Consider the following 18,852-nt stretch of genomic DNA (forward strand, 5'->3'; position numbering starts at 1 on the left):
TGTCTTTTATAATACTTCTATTTATTAATGATTAACAAATGTTTCTAGTAAATGGAGTATTTCCCTAGTAGTAGGTAGTGTTAATGCTTTTTGTGCTAATTTTTGAGCATCGTGAAAAGATGTTTTGCGAATAATTTCTTTAATTTTAGGAATGCTTATTGAACTCATGCTAAATTCATCTAATCCCATCCCTAGTAATAGAATAGTAGCACGTTCATCTCCAGCAAGCTCTCCGCACATACCAGTCCATTTTCCGTTCAAATGTGAAACATCGATAACTTGTTTAATTAATTTTAAAACGGATGGGTTCATGGGATTATAAAGATGTGAAATTAAATCATTACCTCTATCAACAGCTAAGGTGTATTGTGTTAAATCGTTTGTTCCAATACTAAAAAAATCTACTTCTTTTATTAAATATTCTGCGATTATAGCTGATGCTGGAGTTTCTATCATAATTCCAATGTTAATATTTTTATCAAATGGTATATTATTATTATTTAATTGGTTTTGAAGTTTTTTAATTTCTAATTTTAAGATTCTAATCTCTTCTACTGATATTATCATAGGAAATAGAATATGTATTTTTCCAAAAGCAGAAGCTTTAAGAATGGCATTCAACTGTGCATGTAATATTTCTTTTCGATCCATCGAGATTCGTATAGCACGCCATCCAAGAAAAGGATTTTCTTCTTTAGGTAAATTCATATAAGGAAGTTCTTTATCTCCGCCAATATCCATTGTTCTAATAATAACAGATTTGTTTTCCATCACTTGGGCAATTTTTTTATATGCTTCAAATTGTTCATTTTCAGTAGGCAATGAATTTCTACCCATGAATAAAAATTCAGTTCGATAAAGACCAATGCATTCAGCACCATTTCTTTTTGCAGAATCAACATCTTTCAGGTTGCCAATATTAGAACCTATTTTAACATTATGTCCGTCAATAGTTGTAGCGGGTAAATTCTTTAAAATTATTAATCTATTTTTTTTAGAAATATATTTCTTTTTTATTTTTTCTTTTTGTTTAATTAGTTGATTTAGTGGATTTATAAAAATTTCATTATTAATAGAATCTAAAATAATATAATCATTATTTTTTACTATTTGTGTAATGTTTCCAGTTCCTACAATTGCAGGGATTTCTAAAGATCTAGCCATAATGGAGGTATGTGACGTTCTACCTCCTAAATCAGTAATAAAGCCTAAAATATATTCTAGATTAATTTGTGCTGTTTCAGAAGGAGTTAAGTCTTTTGCAATTAAAATTACTTCACTATTTATATTATTTAAATCAATAATATTTAGGTTAAGTATATTTTTTAATAAACGACTTCCAATATCTCTAACATCAATTGCTCTATTTTTTAAATATTCATCTTCTAGTTCTTCTAGAGCTTTTGCTTGTCCTTCAATAATTAATTCACTAGCTGCTGCAGCAGATATATTTCTTTCTTGTATTAAAGCAATTATTTCTTTTTCTAATTCTTCATCTTCGAGAAACATTATATGACCTTCAAAGATGCTTTCTTTTTTTTCTCCAAATTTCTCTCTTGTTTTTGTTTTTATTTTTGTTAGTTGTTCTATTGATTTTTTTCTACCTTCAAAAAATCTCTCTATTTCTGTTGTAATATTTTTAATAGCAATTGTTTTCCGGTTAATAACAATTTTTTCTTCTTTTAATAAAAGAGCTTTTCCAAAAGCTATACCCGGTGATGCTAAAATGCCTGAAATCATAACATTACCTTTAATAATAAAGTTTATCTATTCAGAGATGGAAATATGATATATCAGGCGAATATATTTTTTTTATAAAACAAGTTAGAAGTTATTTTTTTGCGCAACTTCTGGAGTTTTGTAAAAAATAATAAATTATTCTAATTCTGTCATGATAATAGATAAATGTTTAATAGCTTGTTCTTCATCTTTACCTTCAGCTGATAGCGTAACAAGACTTCCTTTTATCAAACCTAATGTCTGAATTTTAAACAAACTTTTTGCATTTACTGATTTACCGTCATAAATAATAGAAATATCAGAAACAAATTTTTTTGCTTCTTTTACAAACTGAGCTGCAGGACGAGTGTGTAAACCGTGCGGAGCAGTTATTTTAATTTGGTTTTGAAACATTTGTTTTCCTTATTGAAAGTTTTTTATGTTTTATGATAATAAATTTTAAAAAAATTTTTTAGTGTCTTTTAAAATCATTAAAATACAACTCGCATAGAAAAAATAATATTTTATATGTTTTTTACGATAAGTTATATTTTAATGGTTTTTTTATAATTTAGAAAATAATTCTGTACTTAAATAACGTTCTCCTGAAGAAGGTAAAATAATAACTATCTTTTTATTTAAAAAACTTTTTTGTTTCTGTAGCTTTATTGCTGCAAATAACGCAGCACCAGAAGAAATTCCTGCTAATATTCCTTCTTTTTTCATTAATTTTTTAGCCATAAGTATTGCCTCTTCACTAGAAACAGTAATTACCTGATCAATTAATCTTAAGTCTAGATTCTTTGGGATAAACCCAGGTCCAATTCCTTGAATTTTATGCGGTCCAGGTGTTATTTTCTTTCCTGTTAGAAATTGTGTAATTACAGGTGATTCAGAAGGTTCAACAGCAATACTGATTAAATTTTTTTTTCTTTTTGTTTGTTTTATATATTTTGTAATTCCAGTAATTGTTCCACCTGTTCCTACAGCAGAAATTAAAACATCTAAATTGCCATTAGTATCATGCCAGATCTCTGGACCAGTAGTTTTTTCATGAATATCAGGATTAGCTGGGTTTTCAAATTGTTTTAATAAAAAATATTTTTTTGAATTAGATGACGCAATATCATTTGCTTTAGAAATAGCTCCTTGCATACCATATTTTCCATCTGTTAATACTAATGTAGCACCTAAAGCTTTTAATAGTTTTTTTCTTTCAATAGACATTGTATCAGGCATAGTTAGTGTTAATCGATAATTTCTTGCAGCAGCAACATAGGCTAATGCTATTCCGGTATTTCCACTAGTTGCTTCTATTAGTTCTATGTTTTGATTTATATTTTTATTTTTTTCCGCACTCCATATCATATTAGCACCAATCCTGCATTTGACACTAAAACTTGGATTTCTAGACTCTATTTTTACCAAAATATTTCCATATCCGATATTTTTTAAACGAACTAAAGGTGTGTTACCAATAGTTAAAGAATTATCTTCATATATTTTAGTCATTTTTTTCCTTTTTTTGAAATTTTTTGTTCGTATATAATTAAAGTAATATTCAATAAATTTGTTTAATTTTATTTAAAATAATTTTCATTATACTTCTTTTGATAATTTTTAAAAAATTCTATTTTTTGTATTATAAATAAAAATTATATAATAAAAATATTTTAAAATACTAATATTATTAATTTGTAAAATTTGAGATAATTTGAAATTAATTTTTTATATAACAATTATATATATGATAAACTTATGACATCTATTAAAAATAAAATTGATAAATTACGGAAAAATATTTTAAACTATGAACACTTCTATCATACATTAGATCAACCTATTATTTCTGATGCAGAATATGATTATTTGTTGCATCAATTATATAATTTAGAATCAAAAAATAAAAAACTTATTACTTCAGATTCACCTACACAAAAAATTGGATCAAATTTACTGACAAAATTTAAAAAAATAACACATTTTTTTCCTATGTTATCTTTAGAAAATACATTTGATGTAAATGGATATTTTAATTTTGAAAAAAAAATTGTAAAATTTATTGATATTAATAAATCAAAAGATTTTTGTTGTGAACTTAAATTAGATGGTATAGCTATTAGTATAATTTATGAAGAAGGAGTTCTTGTACGCGCAGCAACTCGCGGCAACGGTTTTCAAGGAGAAAATATTACTGCCAATGCTCGAATGATTCAATCAATACCTTTAAAATTAAAAGGAACAAATATACCTAAAAGATTAGAAGTTCGCGGTGAAGTTTTTATGTTAAAATCTGATTTTTTGCAATTAAATAAAAAATACAAGATAAATCACAATAAATATTTTTCTAATCCTCGAAATGCAGCAGCAGGCTCACTACGTCATATCAATCCGAAAATAACAGCTGAAAGAAAATTGATATTTTCATGCTACGCTTGTTATTTTTTTACAGAAATTGAAAAAGAATTAACTACTCATTATACAAGATTAATGCAATGTTCATCTTGGGGTTTACCAGTTGATAAGAATATTATTCTTTGCTCAAGTCATATAGAAGTTATAGATTTCTATAAAAAGTTTGAAAAAAAAAGAAATTTTCTTGATTTTGATATAGATGGTATTGTTGTTAAGGTGAACTCGATAGAACTGCAAAAAAAATTAGGATGTAATACAAAATCACCAAGATGGGCTATAGCATTTAAATTTTTTTCTGCAGAAAGAATTTCCGTATTGAGATATGTAAAATTTGAAGTGGGTAGGACAGGTGTTATTACACCTGTAGCTTATTTTGATCCTATATGTATTTCTGGAGTTTTAATCAAAAAGGCCTCACTGTACAATAAACATGAAATAGAAAGATTAAATTTGCATATCAATGACTCTATTATAATTTGTCGTTCTGGTGATGTGATACCAAAGGTATTAAATGTTGTTAAAACTATGCGTTATAAAAATGCTAAAAAAATTGTTTTTCCTGTACTTTGTCCAGTGTGTAGTACAAAATTACTTGAAAATAGTGAAGAAAAAGTAATTCGTTGTCATGCTGGACTAACATGTGATGCTCAGAAAAAAAAAGCGTTACATCATTTTTTTTCAAAAAAGTCTTTATATATAAATGGTTTAGGTCCTAAAATTATTGACGAATTAATAAAAAAAGAATTTGTTAATAAACCAATAGATGTTTTTTATCTTAAAGATATCGATTTAATTAAATTAAAAAATGTTGGCATGAAGAAAAGCATAAAAATTATGAATTCTATTAGTCAATGTAAAAATACTACTTTTAAATGTTTTATTTACGCTTTAGGAATACCTGGAGTAGGTGAAATCGTTTCTGAAAAAATCGCAAATTATTTTATAAAATTAGATAAATTAATGAATGCAGATATTTTAAAGTTAAATAGTATAGAAGGCATAGGAAAAATCATTGCCAACAATATATTTAATTATTTTTCTATAGTATCAAATTGTGATATGGTTCGTGAATTAATAAAAAAAGCAGGGGTTTTTTGGGACGTACAAAGAGGAAGTGAACTAAAAATTAAACAAACAATTTTTTTTAATAAAAAAATTGTTTTAACTGGTGTTTTTAGTAACTATTCGAGAATAGAGTTAGAAAAAATTCTAATAGATTTAGGTGCTAATATTTCAACTAATGTTTCTAAAAAAACAGATTTTTTAATTTACGGCAAGAGTTTTGGCTCTAAATTTTATAAGGCAAAAAATATACGGATCAGAATAATCAGTGAAAAAGAATTAAATTCTTTAATTCAGATTTAATTATGTGTTTTTGGGTCGTGCAGGATTTGAACCTGCGACCAATTGATTAAAAGTCAACTGCTCTACCGACTGAGCTAACGACCCTTGTATAAAATTGTAAAAATATTGGTGGGTGATGACGGACTCGAACCGCCGACTTCCTCCGTGTAAAGGAGGAGCTCTACCAACTGAGCTAATCACCCTTTAATAAATATATATAATATATTGTAAAGCCAGAAGAAATAGAGTCAATCTTTTTTTTTAAAAACATATTTGTTTGTTGTAATTTTGATCATAATGGTTAAATTATAACCTATATTTTAAGAAACAAGATTGATAACGCTAATGTCAAAATATTTATGTAAGTTATAAATAATTTTAAAAATAATATCTTTTAAGGAATATATGAAAGTAAAAACTCGCTTTGCACCCAGCCCTACTGGAAATTTACATATTGGAAGTATTCGTACTGCTTTTTATTCTTGGTTGTTTGCGAGACATTATAATGGAAAGTTTGTACTTCGTATAGAAGATACTGATCTTTCACGTTCTGAATCAATTTCTACTGATTTTATTATAAATGGATTGAAATGGTTAGGGTTAAATTGGGATGAAGGTCCTTATTTTCAAACTCAACGATTAAATAGATATAAAGAAGTTATTAGAGTTATGTTAGAAAAAGAAGATGCATATATCTGTATTTGCTCTTTTCAAGAATTAGAAAAAACACGTATGAAACAAATTAAAAAAGGCTATAAACCCCGTTATCCTGGTACTTGTAGAAATTTAAAAATTAAACATGTATTAAACAAAAATTATGTAGTACGATTTAAAAATCCATTGTTTGGAAAAGTAACATTTCAAGATGAAATTAGAGGAGAAATTGTTTTTAATAATGAAGAATTAGATGATCTTATTATTCAACGGTCTAATGGTATGCCTACTTATAATTTTTGTGTTGTCATAGATGATTTAGATATGAAAATTACTCATGTTATTCGTGGAGAAGATCATATTAATAATACACCTCGTCAAATTAATATTTTAAAATCTTTAGAAGGTGATATACCTATTTATGCTCATTTATCAATGATTTTAGATGAAGAAGGAAATAAAATCTCTAAAAGAAAAAATTCTGTAAATATAATGGACTATAATAAAAATGGTTTTTTACCAGAAGCATTATTAAATTATATCGTACGATTAGGTTGGTCTTATGGTGATCAAGAGATTTTTAATATATCAGAAATGAAAAAATTATTTAATTTAAAATCAATTACTAAATCTTCTAGTATAGTAAATACAAAAAAACTTCTATGGATAAACAAATATTATATTAATAATTTACCGTTAAATTATGTGTCTAATCTCTTTGATAATTATATGAAGAAGCAAAATATTGATACACAAAATGGTCCTAATTTAGAATCTTTAGTTAAATTATTAAGAAGTCGTTATCATACTTTAAAAGAAATGGCGGAGTCTTGTCGGTATTTTTATGAAGAATTTGATCTTCTTAACAAAAAAGAAACAGAAAAATATTTCACAATAAAAAATTGTTGTGTTTTAGAAGAATCTTATAGAAGAATAAAAAAATTATTTATTTGGAATAACTATAATATATCTATGATTATTAATGATATATCTACAAGTATTAAAGTAAAAACAAAAGAAGTTAATATGATATTACGTATTTCTATAACAGGAAATATATATTCGCCTAGTATTAGTACTGTAATTTATTTAATTGGTCGAGAAAAAACTTTATCAAGAATCCAAAAAGCAATTTTATATATTAAAAATTTATAGAAAATATGTTTTATATATAATTAAGGATGTTACAAATTATTTATAAAAAATTTGACAGGTATGATTTTTAGTAAGATCATATTTGAGTTTTTATAGAAAATATATCTTCAGATTTTATTTTGAGATAATTTATAAAAAATAAATTGACACGGTTCCTGTGTTTTTATATTGTAACATTTTGGGGCTATAGCTCATTTGGCAGAGCGCTTGCATGGCATGCAAGATGTCAGCGGTTCGATTCCGCTTAGCTCCATTAAACTTAATTTTTAGACTGTGCTAAAATTTTTTTATTCAGCACAGAAAATTATATAAGTTAAATTTGTTGATTCATTATTTCTTGATAAGCCGATATAACTTTATTTCTTATTTGGATTGCCATTTGTATAGAAATAGAAGATTTTTCTAAATTTATCATTACATCGTTTAGAGATACTCCTGATTGATTTAATGTAAATTTTTCAGAATCAACTTTTGCATGATTTTGAATTTTGCTTATTTCTCCTAATGCTGTTTTTATATAGTCTAAAAACTTATCATTTTCTTTTTTTTGTATTTTGGTGTTTGTATCTAACAAATTAATTTTTGCATTAATATATTGATGATTGATATTATCAATAAACATAATCTTCCTTTATAAATAATTTTTAATATATTTTTCAAATTTTTAAAATACTATCATATCTTTATAAAGATAAAAATACTATCATATGCAAAAGATAAATATTTTAGTACTGTTTAGTATAGTATTATATTTAACAGGAAATTTTTTTATTTCATACTTTTTAATGAAATTTTTTAATTATCACTAAATTATAGTTAGAACTAATTATTCAGATAGGAAGATTTCATGAATTTCAGTGCTATAGAAGATTCAGTTGTAAAAAATAAAAAAAAATTTAATAATTTTTTATCTCGTTTTTTAAAAAATTCTCGTATTTTAATTATTTTATTAACAGCCGCAGTTCTTACTGCTGTTTCTGTTTCAATATTAGTTAAGTCTCCCGAGTATCAAGTTTTATACAATCATTTATCTAATGAAGATAGTGGAGCTATTATTAATGAATTAAATCAAATGAAAGTTCCTTATCAATTTACTGATATTTCAGGACAAATATCAGTTCCAAAAAATAAAGTTTATGAAATTCGTTTGCATTTTGCAGAAAATAATCTTCCTAGAGGGGGGGGTGTTGGTTTTGAGTTGTTAGACAAAGAAAAATTTGGATTAAGTCAATTTAATGAGCAAATTAATTATCAACGTGCTTTAGAAGGCGAATTAGCTAGAACTATACAAAGAATTAATATTGTAAAAAGTGCTAGAATACACATAGTATTTCCTAAATCATCACTGTTTTTACAAGATAAACAAAAATCGTCAGCTTCTGTTGTTTTAGAACTTCAAACAGGAAGTACACTAAATACAGGACAAATCAAGGCAATATTACATTTAATTTCCAGTAGTATATCTAATCTTTCAGTAGAAAATATTACTATTGTAGATCAATTAGGAAGATTATTAAATCAGACTTCTTTAGAATATGATCAAATTAATGATGTACAGTTTAAATATTCTGAAGATATTGAGTCTCGTTATAGAAATAGAATAAAAAATATTTTAGAACCGTTGGTGGGAATAGGTAATATTTACGCCCAGGTAACTGCACAAATAGATTTTAATGCACAAGAAAAAACACAGGAAAAATATTCACCAAATACTAATTATAAAAATCAAGCAATAAGATCCCATCAGATAAGTATTCATGATCAAATAGAGCAAGAAAATATAAAAGAAGATATAGCAAGTTCTTTATCGAATAATGATGTTTATTTTGATAAGAATATTCAAAATAATACAAATATAAAAAAATTAAAGCCTATTAATACTAGTAAAAGTGTAAAAGATAATTATACACCTTTTAATAGTAATATTAATAGAGATAATACGATCAATTATGAATTAAATCGCAGTGTATCACATACTAAAATGAATATAGGAGAAATTAAAAGATTATCAGCAGCAGTAATAATTAATTTTACTAAAGATGAAAACGGAAAATATGTTCCGTTAACACCAGAAAAAGTAAAAAATATTAAGAAATTAATACGTGAAGCAATAGGATATTCTAGATCTCGAGGAGATAGCATTCATCTTCTTAATGCATCATTTGTTAATAAATATAATGATGAAAACATACCAGTTAAAATAAATAATTCAAATACGTTTACGTTATCAAATTCTTTACTTACTTTTGCTCCATGGATTTTTTCTTCCTTTTTACTTGTTCTTTTATTAAAAAAATATATTTGTCCATTTTCAAAAAATAACACTATTAAAAATACGCCGATTATAAGAGAAAATAGAGATCAAAAAGAATATAATATTATAGAAAAACACGTTGCTCAAGTAGATATTCAAAATAATTTAAACGTAGATACGTTAATCCATAAAATTTGCAATATATCTAATCAGAATCCACGTACTATAGCGTTGATTATTCGTCAATGGATGAGTGATAAAATATGATTTTAAATGGTATTGAGAAAAGTGCATTATTATTAATGTCAATAGGTACTGATCAAGCAGGAAAAATATTAAAACATTTAACTCCTTTTGAAGTGCAAGAACTCATAACTGCTATGGTTAATATTAAAAGAGTTTCTACTCAAAAATTAAACGAAACTCTCTTAGAATGCTATAATATTGCAATGAAAAGCAATATTTTTAACTGCAATAATAGTGACGAGTATCTTATTAAGATGCTGACTACAGCATTAGGAGAAAAACAAGGAAATTTTCTTTTACAAGAAGCATTAGAAATCCGAAACGCCAAAACATGTATTGAAGCACTTAACTATATGAAAGCCAAACAAGTTGCTTTTTTATTAGATAATGAACATCCTCAAATTATTACTACAATACTAATATATCTTAACAAAAATCAAGCAGCTCAAGTCCTTTCATTTCTCAGTGATAAAAAACGTGCTGAAATTATATTAAGAATTATAGATTTTCGCGGGATCGAAGAATCTTGTTTAGTAGAATTGACACAAGTTATTAATAATTTATTAAAAAATAAAAAATTAGTTCTATCAGATCAAGGAGGGGTAAAAACTGCTGTTCAAATTTTAAATTCAATGAAAGTGCAACATGAAAAAGAAACTATAAAAAAAATTAGTAAATTGAATGTAGAATTAGCTGACAAAATTATTAAAGAAATGTTTTTATTTGAAAATTTAGTAGATTTAGATGATAAATATATTAAACTTGCAATAAAAAATATAGAAAAAGAAAAATTGTATATTGCACTTCAAGATACTAATTCCCTGATTAGAGAAAAGTTCTTTAAAAATATGTCCGAGATAGAATCTAGAAAATTATCTTTAAGTTTGCAAAAAAAATCTTATATTTCTAATACTTCAATACAAAATGAGCAAAAGCTAATTTTGATAATGATTAAAAGTATTATAAAAAATGGAAGTGTTTCATTAAAAAATTTAAGAGAGTATTATGTCTAATTCGATCTTAGAAGAAAAATGGAAAAGATGGTATCCAAGAAAAACATTTTTAAAACATACAAAAAAGAATAAAAGAACTTTATATGATTCTGATAAATTTAAAAAAGAAGATTTTCTTGTAGATTTGATAAGCTCACAAAACCTTGTAAGTAATAATACACGTAAAACTGAAGTAGATTTTACAAAAACTAAAGAATATAAAATAGGTTTTGAAAAAGGATTATTACAAGGTAAAGAAGAGAATATTTTATTACAAAAAAAATTAAATAATTTATTTTTGAATTTTGAAAAAGCTCTTTTTATTTTTGAAAATGCACTATATTCTCAATTGTTAAAAACAGTTTTAAAAATTTCATCTTATGTAATTGGAAAAAAAATTGATTTTGATGAATCAGTTCTAATAAATCATATCAAAAAAATTATCGATAAAGATGGTATTTTTTTAAAAAAACCACAACTTATAGTGCATTCTAATAATAAAAAATTAATAGAAAATATCTTTAAAGAGTTTTTAAGTACTTATAAATGGACAGTAATTTCCGACGATAGTATAGATTTAAATGGTTGTAAAATTAGATCAGAAAGTACTGATATAGATGCTACAGCACATGCTAGATGGGAAGAATTATGTCGTCTTATTAATTCAGAGGAATATTAATGAATTTAAGATTTGCTCAATTTTTAAAAAATTTTTCTTCTTTTGAAAATAGGATTGAGAAACTGTCTGATATTATTAATTATGGTCGTCTCGTTAGTATTAATGGATTAGTTTTAGAAGTTTCAGGATTAAAAGCACCCATTGGTTCAGAATGTTTTATTGAAAGAATAGTAGATGGTAAAAATGCAAATATTAATGCTGAAGTGATAGGTTTTTCAAGAGACAAAACTTTATTGCTATCTTTTGAAGAAATTTATGGTGTATTTCCTGGAGCGCGTGTTTTTTCAAAATTAAATAGTTATGTAAATTGTGTTACAAAAAAAATGCCATTAGGGTTAGAACTCTTAGGTAGAGTATTAGATGGTCAAGGAAAACCATTAGATCAATTGCCTAAAATTAATTATAAAAATCATGCTAAAATAAAAATTTATAAAGATAACCCATTAAATAGAACTCCAATTACTGAAGTATTAGATACTGGAATACGTGCTATAAATGGACTTCTCACTATTGGGAGAGGACAAAAAATAGGAATTTTTTCTACTTCAGGTATTGGTAAAAGTATTCTATTAGGTATGATGGCAAGGTATACAAAAGCTGACGTTATTATTATTGCTCTAATTGGAGAGCGAGGTCGAGAAGTAAAAGATTTCATAGAAAATATATTGGGTGTTGAGGGATTATCAAAATCAGTAGTAATTGCTGCTCCTGCAGATAAATCGCCTTTGTTAAAAATACAAGCAGCATCTTATGCTATTAATATTGCTGAATATTTTTATAACAGTAACAAACACGTATTGTTAATTATGGATTCTTTGACTCGTTATGCTATGGCACAACGAGAAATTGCATTATCTTTAGGCGAGTTGCCTATTTCAAAAGGTTATCCAGCTTCTATATTTTCAAAAATTCCAAATTTAATAGAACGTACGGGAATTTTTAATAAAGACAAAGGTTCGATTACTTCATTTTATACAGTTTTAACTGAAGGCGAAGATGAACAAGATCCAGTTTCACATCTTGCTCGCTCTATATTAGATGGGCATATTGTATTATCTCGTTATTATGCTGATTTAGGTCATTATCCTGCAATTGATATTGAATCTTCTATCAGTCGTGTTATGCCTGATATTATTAGTTCTAAACAGTATAAACAAGCTTTTTATTTTAAAAAATTAGTCGCATCTTATCAAAGAAATAAAGATTTAATAAATATAGGTGCTTATGTTAAAGGAACTGATTCAGTATTAGATCATGCAATAAAAATTTGGCCTAAATTAGAAAAATTTTTACAACAAGAAATGTCAGAAAAAAGTGATTATGTTTTTTCTTGTCAATCGTTAAATGAAATATTTCTTTAACATCTAAATATTTTGGATGTATTATACTAATGATATATAAAAAAAATTTTTTTTCTGTATTAGAAGACATTGAAATTAAAAAAATTGAAAAAGAAATAATCAACATTAAAAGTCTTTATTTAAAAAAAAAACAGAATACTGAACAAATAAAACTATTAATTAATTATCAAAAAGAATATTCAAAAAAAATATATAATAAAATGACTTCAGGTATTTGCATACATAAGTGGAAAAACTATAATAATTTTATTAAGATATTAGAAACAATTATTGAAGATAATGTAAATAGAATTGAAAAAAATAAAAAAATTATTGAAGACAATTTAAAAAAATTGTCTAAAAATCAAATGAAACAAAATGTTTGGAAACATTTAAATATAAAATATAAAAAGAAAATATTTAAAACAAAAAAAATACAGCAAGAAATAATTGATGATAGTTACATTCAATTGAAATTTTTTAAAAAAGGACAAGTACTATAATGTCAGAAATGATTTGCAATATAGTTTCACAAAAAAATATTTTTTTGAATAAAGCCAATAATTATTTTAATATTATTTACGAATCAGATTTATCAGAATCCGTTTTTAATAAATTAAATCAATACTTGTTACATCAAGCAATAGAATTTGATAATGTTTTCACGGAAGAAAAAAAAGATAATGAAGATAAAAATATTATATGTGCTAATTTTATAATTAATAATTTATTACATATTCTAAATAAAAAAGATATAAATTTTGATTCAAAACAATTTAATGATATAAAAGATGACAAAATCGAAAAAAAAAAGACAGGAAGACCGCACGATAGTTCATTAAATGCTATTAATTTTTTTAAAAATATAAAAAAATATAAAAAAAATAAAATTAAAGAAACATTCAACATATTAAAGACTAAAAAAGTCTCTAGTGAACTAATAAACAACAAAAATCATTGTAATTTAATTAACAAAATAAATAATGACTCTTTTTTAAAAGAAATAAATATTAATAATATCAATAGAAAAAATATGTCTTTTATAAAAGATGAAAAAAAAATAACTTTTTCAACAGATATAAAACAAAATAAAAGTAATTTATTTTTATCTAAAAATATAAATAAAATCGATAATGTGATTGTTCGAAGAAATTCAATTCAAATTTTTAATAAAAAAGAATATATAAAATCAAATGTAGAACCATTAACTTTAAATGATTCACAAAACTCTATTGAATGGAAAAAATTAATTAGTCATAAAATACTTTTGTCTATTTCTAATAAAGATAATCAAGCAGAAATACATTTAAAACCAGAATCTTTAGGCAATATACATATTATCATTAATATGAAAAATAATGCAGCCACATTAAAATTTATTTCTCAATGTAAAAAAATAAGAATTTTTTTAGATAATTATATGCCTTATTTACGAAATTCATTAATGAAAAATGGAATTAAATTAGAAAATTTTAATATTTGCAGTTCTTCAAAAAATAAACAAGTAAAAAACTACAAAAATGTTTCTCGCACTGATAGTCTTATGCAATATAAACTAATTGATATATACGTGTAATCAAGAATATAAAATATTTATACTCTTTGGTGTATAAAAAAATCGTATTTTCAGTTTTTTTTAATAACTTTTACCTGTGAGGGATGCAAATGGGGAAAAGTAATAATTTGTACAATGAATTTAACAATAATAAAAGAAAAAATAATTTAAAGAATTTTCTAACAGAATATGAAATTAAACTATTAAAAACCATAAATAATTGTTTTATAGATCAGTGTACAAAATTTTTTTCTAATTTTATTAAAAGTAGTGTGAGATTAGTTTCTTGTAATATGCATATTGGATCTTTTAATTTTGACAAGAAAATCATACAAAATTTAAGATCTCTTAATTTAATAGAAATATTACCTTATAAAAAGCAATGTTTTGTCATTTTTCCTCATAATTTTTTATCTTTTATTATAGATATTTTATTTGGAGGTCAAGGTTTTTTTTCAAATACAACTAAAAAAATAACAGATATTACATCTACTGAATCTTTAATAAATATAAAAATTATTAAATTTATAACTAATTCTTTTACTAAGATTTATAAAAAATATTTTTCACCAGAAATTAATTTTATTAATACAAAAACTTTTTATGATATCAAGAAATCGAATTTTGATTCAAATACAGTATTTTTAATTAATTATTTTAGTTTTCAAATCAATAATGTTGAATTTTTTTTCAATATTTTAATTCCAATATCAATACTTAAACATATAAATAAAAATATAGTTTGTTCAACTAGTGATAATCATGCCAATATAAATCTAGAAGAAAATATTGTAAATAGAGTTTCTTTGAATGATATATATGATGTTAAACTGAATATCATATCTAAAATAATTGGTATTTCTATTTCGCATGATAAAATTTCTAATTTATCTATAGGAGATATTTTATCAATTCAGAAACCTAATAAAATTGTAGGATTTATAGAAGATCAAGAGGTTTTTTTAGGTAACTATAAAAGATTTAATGAACAATCTATTGTTTTTATAGAAGAATTTATTCACTCTAATATAGAGTTCAATCAAGATAAGGAATGTTTTAATGAGTAATATAGAAGAAAACTCAGATAAGAAAAAATTGATCGATTCTGAAAAAAAAACTTCTAAAGATAAAGAGATTAATGAAAATATATTATCTCCAAAACATTTAAATAAAAATATTTTAAATGATTCTAAAGATGTAATAAATAATAAAAAAATTATACTTAATACACCTGTTAATATTACTGTGGAATTAGGAGCATCAAAAATAAAAATAAAAGATTTTCTTAGCTTTTCTAAAGGAAGCATGTTAATTTTAGACAAACCGATAAAAGATCCATTAGACATATTTATTAATGGTCATTTAATTGCATCGGGTGAAATTGTAGTTTTAGAAAAGAAATATGGTCTTCGCATTACAAGCATAAAAAAATCTTTAAAAACTATAAATATTTTATCTTAAATTTAAACTTTATGGAAAATAATTTATTTTTTCAATTAATATCAAATACTTTTCAGACAATATTTAATAGTCCAGAATTTTTTAAAATAATTAGCTCATTGTCTGAAATAATATTGCTAATATTAATTTTAAGTTGGATCTTAAAAAAAATTTCGGTTTTTAGAATTAACAACAAAATATCTCACGTGAAAATTATAGATAGGTTATCTATTGGATCTCAACAATCTATTATTCTAATAGAAGTTGAAAAAGTAAGATTAGTGTTAGGAGTAACAACAAAAAATATCACTCATTTGTATACATATCCATATGTTTTAAAAAATGAACCGATAAATAAAGCAATAGATGATACTCTATTTCAAAACAGTTTTTTCAATCGTTATTTAAAGAATTTTTCTAAAATTTCCTGGAAAAAAACAATGTTTTATCGAATTATTCCATTTTTATTTTTATTATTTTTTTGTCCAACTGTTCGTGCAGAAATACCTGGACTAACAAGTCATATTTTAAATGATGGTGGACAAACCTGGTCTGTACCTGTACAAACATTGGTTTTTTTAACATCTTTAACTTTTCTTCCAGCATTTTTATTAATGATGACTAGTTTTACAAGAATTGTTATTGTTTTTGGTCTTTTACGAAACGCATTAGGCACTCCATATGCACCTCCAAATCAAATTTTACTTGGTTTAGCGCTTTTTTTAACTTTTTTTATTATGTCTCCTACATTTGATAAAATCTATAAAGACGCTTATATTCCATTTAGTGAAGAAAAAATAAATATGGAAGATGCCATTTTAAAAGGTTCAGTTCCGTTAAAAAAATTTATGTTAAACCAAACACGTATACCTGATTTAGAATTATTCTCAAAACTAGCGAATATTTCTTATTATAAAAATAAAAATGATATACCAATGCGAATTTTATTACCATCATTTATTACTAGTGAATTAAAAACGGCTTTTCAAATTGGGTTTACTATTTTTATCCCATTTCTTATTATTGATTTAGTTGTAGCTAGTGTATTGATGGCTCTTGGTATGATGATGGTACCACCTTCAACTATTTCCTTGCCCTTTAAATTAATGTTGTTTGTATTAGTAGATGGATGGCAACTATTAATTACTTCATTAGCACAAAGCTTTAATACATGATATCTTCATGTAATGTTTTTGATATATCATAAATAATTTTTAATTGACTTTAAAAAATGGAGATGTTTATTTATGACATCTGAATATGTAATGGAATTATTTCATAATGCTATGAAAGTAACATTAATTATTGCATCACCATTATTATTAGCAGCTTTAATTAGTGGTTTAATTATCAGTATATTACAAGCAGCTACACAAATTAATGAGCAGACTTTATCTTTTATTCCTAAAATTATTTCTGTTTTAGGGGCGATAGCAATACTTGGACCTTGGATGTTAGGTATTATGCTAGACTATATGCATAATTTATTTAACAATATACCATTGATTATTAAATAATGTTAACATTTAATACTTTGCAGTTGATAACTTTAATTAGCAATTTTTTTTGGCCTATGATACGAGTTTTATCTTTTTTTTCTGCTGCACCTATTTTTAATGACAAGCTGATTAATAAAAAAAATAAAATTATTTTATCTGCTATTATCAGTTGGTTAATATCTCCTTTTTTACCTGAAGTTCATACGGTATTATTTTCATCTCTTGGGTTTTTGTTGCTTTTACAGCAAATGTTAATTGGTATTGTTTTAGGTTTTACTGTGCAATTATTATTTGTAACAGTAAATTTGTCTGGTGAAATAATAGGCTTGCAAATGGGTTTATCATTTGCAACCTTTTTTAATAGTAATAGTCATATTGGTACTTCTATAATATCTCGTTTCTTAAATATTTTAACTTTATGTTTTTTTTTAACTCTTAATGCTCATCTTTATTTGATTTCTATACTGATTGAAAGTTTTTATAGCATGCCTATTGAAGGTTATTTTTTTAAAATTAATATTTTTTTTGCTTTATTAAAATTTTCTAGCTATATTTTTTTAAATAGTCTTTTGTTTATCTCTCCTGTTATGATTTTTTTATTATCTCTTAGTTTTATAATGAGTTTATTAAATCGTCTATCTCCTCAGATATCTATTTTTTCGATTGGATTTCCATTAAATTTATTAGTAGGTATATTGATATTATATTTCTTAATTCCTGTTACATTTCCTTTTTTTGAAAAAATGTTAAATGATTTAATATTTTTTATAAAAAACACTTTTTTATATATATAACTGTTATTATATAAAAACATATCTAATAAATTTAAACATTTAAATAATTTTATAAATAAAGTATAATTTTTGAAAAATTATACTTTAATTTAAAATTGCTAAATTATTTTTCTCATAAATATATTTATAATTATTACTTTATTTTCCCTTCATTGTATAAGACATGTTTGCGAATCACAGGATCATATTTTTTAAATGTTAATTTATCTGGTGTATTTCTTTTATTTTTAGTTGTAGTGTAATAATGTCCAGTTCCTGCAGATGATATCATTTTTATTTTTTCACGAGTTTTTTTAGCCATTCAGAATCCTTTATTTTTTAAAATTAATTTTTTTAATTATTGTTTCAATTCCGTTTTTATCAATACAACGCATTCCATTAGTTGAAACACGTAATTTCACAAATCTTTTTTCGTCAGAAATCCAAAAACGATGGTATTGAATATTTATTAAAAATTTTCTTTTGGTCGCATTCATGGCGTGAGAACGATTATTTCCAATCATTCTTTTTTTACCGGTAACTTGACATATACGTGACATGATTTATTCTCTCAAATTTAAATTGAATATATTTAAAGTCAATAAATCTTAAAAATATTATCTTATAGAAAAAACATTTTAACATATTATAAAATACTATAACAGTTCTTTAATTTTGAATGATTTTTTCAAATTAAATTTAGTATATTCTAAATATATAAATTTTTTTTAATGAAATATGAATTTATTATAAAATAATTTTAAAACAACATGTATAAAATAGAAAA

Annotated in this window: 19 protein-coding genes, 3 tRNA genes and 1 pseudogene; 15 read left to right on the plus strand and 8 right to left on the minus strand. The window is 24.1% G+C overall.

The features are described 5' to 3' along the window. Positions 1–24: 24 nt before the first annotated feature. From ptsI to cysK, 3 genes are all read right to left on the minus strand, one after another. A complete protein-coding gene (ptsI, locus tag D9V77_RS00320) occupies positions 25–1,740 on the minus strand; it encodes a phosphoenolpyruvate-protein phosphotransferase PtsI (protein WP_158337971.1) in 1,716 nt (571 codons plus the stop codon). A 135-nt stretch (positions 1,741–1,875) separates the two neighbouring features. Then, entirely contained in the window at positions 1,876–2,133 is a 258-nt protein-coding gene (locus tag D9V77_RS00325; RefSeq protein WP_158337973.1) for an HPr family phosphocarrier protein, read from the minus strand. A 150-nt stretch (positions 2,134–2,283) separates the two neighbouring features. Further along, complete coding sequence (gene cysK, locus D9V77_RS00330; RefSeq protein WP_158337975.1) at positions 2,284–3,231, minus strand: cysteine synthase A; 948 nt, start codon at positions 3,229–3,231, stop codon at positions 2,284–2,286. 246 nt (positions 3,232–3,477) lie between these two features. Here cysK and ligA point away from each other — a divergent pair, with 246 nt between their 5' ends. Continuing rightward, positions 3,478–5,499 (plus strand): NAD-dependent DNA ligase LigA, encoded by a 2,022-nt coding sequence (gene ligA, locus D9V77_RS00335; RefSeq protein WP_158337977.1) that lies wholly within the window; start codon positions 3,478–3,480, stop codon positions 5,497–5,499. An 11-nt stretch (positions 5,500–5,510) separates the two neighbouring features. Here the strand turns inward: ligA and D9V77_RS00340 are convergent. Both D9V77_RS00340 and D9V77_RS00345 read right to left on the minus strand, forming a co-directional pair. After that, positions 5,511–5,583 (minus strand) — tRNA-Lys (locus D9V77_RS00340). Between the two features lie 22 nt (positions 5,584–5,605). Continuing rightward, a tRNA-Val gene (locus D9V77_RS00345) sits at positions 5,606–5,681 on the minus strand. A gap of 202 nt (positions 5,682–5,883) precedes the next feature. Between D9V77_RS00345 and gltX the strand changes: the two genes are divergently transcribed. Together gltX and D9V77_RS00355 are read left to right on the plus strand one after the other, a co-directional pair. After that, on the plus strand, positions 5,884–7,287 hold the full coding sequence (gltX, locus tag D9V77_RS00350; protein ID WP_158337979.1) for a glutamate--tRNA ligase: 1,404 nt from the start codon (positions 5,884–5,886) through the stop codon (positions 7,285–7,287). Between the two features lie 180 nt (positions 7,288–7,467). After that, positions 7,468–7,540: transfer RNA gene (locus D9V77_RS00355), tRNA-Ala, on the plus strand. A 60-nt stretch (positions 7,541–7,600) separates the two neighbouring features. Here the strand turns inward: D9V77_RS00355 and fliE are convergent. Continuing rightward, a complete protein-coding gene (gene fliE, locus D9V77_RS00360) occupies positions 7,601–7,909 on the minus strand; it encodes a flagellar hook-basal body complex protein FliE (protein WP_158337981.1) in 309 nt (102 codons plus the stop codon). Positions 7,910–8,134: 225 nt separating this feature from the next. Here fliE and fliF point away from each other — a divergent pair, with 225 nt between their 5' ends. The 12 genes and pseudogenes from fliF to fliR all read left to right on the plus strand — a co-directional run bounded on the left by fliF (position 8,135) and on the right by fliR (position 18,086). Further along, positions 8,135–9,808, plus strand: coding sequence for a flagellar basal-body MS-ring/collar protein FliF (fliF, locus tag D9V77_RS00365; protein WP_158337983.1), 1,674 nt, complete (start codon positions 8,135–8,137; stop codon positions 9,806–9,808). Continuing rightward, positions 9,805–10,800 carry a flagellar motor switch protein FliG gene (fliG, locus tag D9V77_RS00370; protein WP_158337985.1) on the plus strand — a complete coding sequence of 332 codons (996 nt, stop codon included), beginning with the start codon at positions 9,805–9,807 and terminating at the stop codon, positions 10,798–10,800. The genes fliF and fliG overlap by 4 nt, the downstream gene beginning before the upstream one ends. Further along, positions 10,793–11,458 carry a flagellar assembly protein FliH gene (locus D9V77_RS00375; protein ID WP_158337987.1) on the plus strand — a complete coding sequence of 222 codons (666 nt, stop codon included), beginning with the start codon at positions 10,793–10,795 and terminating at the stop codon, positions 11,456–11,458. Before fliG ends, D9V77_RS00375 begins: the two co-directional genes overlap by 8 nt. Further along, positions 11,458–12,819, plus strand: a complete 1,362-nt coding sequence (locus tag D9V77_RS00380; protein ID WP_158337989.1) for a FliI/YscN family ATPase — start codon at positions 11,458–11,460, stop codon at positions 12,817–12,819. Before D9V77_RS00375 ends, D9V77_RS00380 begins: the two co-directional genes overlap by 1 nt. Positions 12,820–12,848: 29 nt before the next feature. Continuing rightward, positions 12,849–13,301: a flagellar export protein FliJ gene (locus D9V77_RS00385; protein ID WP_158337991.1), complete on the plus strand. Its 453-nt coding sequence runs from the start codon at positions 12,849–12,851 to the stop codon at positions 13,299–13,301. After that, positions 13,301–14,374 carry a flagellar hook-length control protein FliK gene (locus D9V77_RS00390; protein ID WP_158337993.1) on the plus strand — a complete coding sequence of 358 codons (1,074 nt, stop codon included), beginning with the start codon at positions 13,301–13,303 and terminating at the stop codon, positions 14,372–14,374. The genes D9V77_RS00385 and D9V77_RS00390 overlap by 1 nt, the downstream gene beginning before the upstream one ends. Positions 14,375–14,457: 83 nt before the next feature. After that, complete coding sequence (locus D9V77_RS00395; protein WP_261979274.1) at positions 14,458–15,420, plus strand: FliM/FliN family flagellar motor switch protein; 963 nt, start codon at positions 14,458–14,460, stop codon at positions 15,418–15,420. Further along, positions 15,413–15,814 carry a flagellar motor switch protein FliN gene (gene fliN, locus D9V77_RS00400; protein WP_158337997.1) on the plus strand — a complete coding sequence of 134 codons (402 nt, stop codon included), beginning with the start codon at positions 15,413–15,415 and terminating at the stop codon, positions 15,812–15,814. Before D9V77_RS00395 ends, fliN begins: the two co-directional genes overlap by 8 nt. Before the next feature lie 11 nt (positions 15,815–15,825). Next, positions 15,826–16,197: pseudogene (fliO, locus tag D9V77_RS03120) on the plus strand (flagellar biosynthetic protein FliO); the annotation flags it as partial. 36 nt (positions 16,198–16,233) lie between these two features. Further along, complete coding sequence (fliP, locus tag D9V77_RS03125; RefSeq protein ID WP_261979305.1) at positions 16,234–16,968, plus strand: flagellar type III secretion system pore protein FliP; 735 nt, start codon at positions 16,234–16,236, stop codon at positions 16,966–16,968. A 72-nt stretch (positions 16,969–17,040) separates the two neighbouring features. Next, positions 17,041–17,310 carry a flagellar biosynthesis protein FliQ gene (fliQ, locus tag D9V77_RS00410; protein ID WP_158338001.1) on the plus strand — a complete coding sequence of 90 codons (270 nt, stop codon included), beginning with the start codon at positions 17,041–17,043 and terminating at the stop codon, positions 17,308–17,310. After that, positions 17,310–18,086: a flagellar biosynthetic protein FliR gene (gene fliR / locus D9V77_RS00415; protein WP_158338003.1), complete on the plus strand. Its 777-nt coding sequence runs from the start codon at positions 17,310–17,312 to the stop codon at positions 18,084–18,086. The genes fliQ and fliR overlap by 1 nt, the downstream gene beginning before the upstream one ends. Before the next feature lie 133 nt (positions 18,087–18,219). On the opposite strand, the gene rpmG is transcribed toward fliR, so the two are convergent. Both rpmG and rpmB read right to left on the minus strand, forming a co-directional pair. Beyond that, the gene (gene rpmG, locus D9V77_RS00420; RefSeq protein ID WP_158338005.1) at positions 18,220–18,387 is read right to left on the minus strand and encodes a 50S ribosomal protein L33; all 168 of its coding nucleotides are present in this window, start codon (positions 18,385–18,387) and stop codon (positions 18,220–18,222) included. Between the two features lie 10 nt (positions 18,388–18,397). Beyond that, complete coding sequence (rpmB, locus tag D9V77_RS00425; RefSeq protein ID WP_158338007.1) at positions 18,398–18,625, minus strand: 50S ribosomal protein L28; 228 nt, start codon at positions 18,623–18,625, stop codon at positions 18,398–18,400. Positions 18,626–18,852: the final 227 nt, after the last annotated feature.

It is taken from the genome of Buchnera aphidicola (Sitobion avenae) (assembly GCF_005082585.1).
Taxonomy (GTDB): domain Bacteria; phylum Pseudomonadota; class Gammaproteobacteria; order Enterobacterales; family Enterobacteriaceae; genus Buchnera; species Buchnera aphidicola_Z.

Excerpts from the sequence above, each read along its gene's own strand:
- fliE (WP_158337981.1), bottom strand. The coding sequence starts at position 7,909 with ATGTTTATTGATAATATCAATCATCAATATATTAATGCAAAAATTAAT.
- fliP (WP_261979305.1), top strand. The coding sequence starts at position 16,234 with ATGTTTTATCGAATTATTCCATTTTTATTTTTATTATTTTTTTGTCCA.
- rpmG (WP_158338005.1), bottom strand. The coding sequence starts at position 18,387 with ATGGCTAAAAAAACTCGTGAAAAAATAAAAATGATATCATCTGCAGGA.
- cysK (WP_158337975.1), bottom strand. The coding sequence starts at position 3,231 with ATGACTAAAATATATGAAGATAATTCTTTAACTATTGGTAACACACCT.
- fliN (WP_158337997.1), top strand. The coding sequence starts at position 15,413 with ATGAGTAATATAGAAGAAAACTCAGATAAGAAAAAATTGATCGATTCT.
- D9V77_RS00390 (WP_158337993.1), top strand. The coding sequence starts at position 13,301 with ATGTCAGAAATGATTTGCAATATAGTTTCACAAAAAAATATTTTTTTG.
- D9V77_RS00325 (WP_158337973.1), bottom strand. The coding sequence starts at position 2,133 with ATGTTTCAAAACCAAATTAAAATAACTGCTCCGCACGGTTTACACACT.
- D9V77_RS00380 (WP_158337989.1), top strand. The coding sequence starts at position 11,458 with ATGAATTTAAGATTTGCTCAATTTTTAAAAAATTTTTCTTCTTTTGAA.
- D9V77_RS00375 (WP_158337987.1), top strand. The coding sequence starts at position 10,793 with ATGTCTAATTCGATCTTAGAAGAAAAATGGAAAAGATGGTATCCAAGA.
- fliR (WP_158338003.1), top strand. The coding sequence starts at position 17,310 with ATGTTAACATTTAATACTTTGCAGTTGATAACTTTAATTAGCAATTTT.
- fliQ (WP_158338001.1), top strand. The coding sequence starts at position 17,041 with ATGACATCTGAATATGTAATGGAATTATTTCATAATGCTATGAAAGTA.
- D9V77_RS00385 (WP_158337991.1), top strand. The coding sequence starts at position 12,849 with ATGATATATAAAAAAAATTTTTTTTCTGTATTAGAAGACATTGAAATT.
- gltX (WP_158337979.1), top strand. The coding sequence starts at position 5,884 with ATGAAAGTAAAAACTCGCTTTGCACCCAGCCCTACTGGAAATTTACAT.
- ligA (WP_158337977.1), top strand. The coding sequence starts at position 3,478 with ATGACATCTATTAAAAATAAAATTGATAAATTACGGAAAAATATTTTA.
- fliG (WP_158337985.1), top strand. The coding sequence starts at position 9,805 with ATGATTTTAAATGGTATTGAGAAAAGTGCATTATTATTAATGTCAATA.
- fliF (WP_158337983.1), top strand. The coding sequence starts at position 8,135 with ATGAATTTCAGTGCTATAGAAGATTCAGTTGTAAAAAATAAAAAAAAA.
- rpmB (WP_158338007.1), bottom strand. The coding sequence starts at position 18,625 with ATGTCACGTATATGTCAAGTTACCGGTAAAAAAAGAATGATTGGAAAT.
- ptsI (WP_158337971.1), bottom strand. The coding sequence starts at position 1,740 with ATGATTTCAGGCATTTTAGCATCACCGGGTATAGCTTTTGGAAAAGCT.
- D9V77_RS00395 (WP_261979274.1), top strand. The coding sequence starts at position 14,458 with ATGCAAATGGGGAAAAGTAATAATTTGTACAATGAATTTAACAATAAT.